We start from the raw sequence: 445 nt of genomic DNA, 5'->3' as shown, positions 1-445 counted from the left end.
GAATACTGCTCAAAAGCCATCATCACACTGAAAACTAATGGACGGAAAGCCAGTGATATTGAGGATTCTATCAATCAATGGTTGTCTCAAGTCCCCAGCCACCTCTTTAAGTCGATCACATTTGATTTCGGGAAAGAATTTTCTAATTGGAAATCAATTTCGAATGCACACGACATTGATATTGTCTTTGCGGATCCAGATGTTCTGGTCAACGAGGTCTTAACGAACATTCTAATGGCTTATTAAGACAAAATGGACTATCGGAACAAATGGATTTTACTAATATTTCTCAAAATTATTTATCAGCTATAGCTGATAAAAGAAATAGAATCCCTAGGAAGTCTCTGAATTATCAAACACCATACTAAGTTTTTCTGAGTTACATGAAAAGTCTAACTTAATTTGACAATCTAGGTCATCTAAATTTGACACAAAAAGGCTCCTT

The 445-nt window shown here is 35.1% G+C and carries 1 pseudogene; it reads left to right on the top strand.

The features are described 5' to 3' along the window. Positions 1-368, top strand: a pseudogene (locus tag SORDD16_RS10045) (IS30 family transposase); the annotation flags it as partial. Positions 369-445: the final 77 nt, after the last annotated feature.

Source organism: Streptococcus oralis (assembly GCF_001578945.1).
Lineage (GTDB): Bacteria > Bacillota > Bacilli > Lactobacillales > Streptococcaceae > Streptococcus > Streptococcus oralis_Q.
The sequence above is the reverse complement of the archived record's forward strand: the minus strand, read 5'-3'. Positions and strand labels throughout refer to the sequence as shown.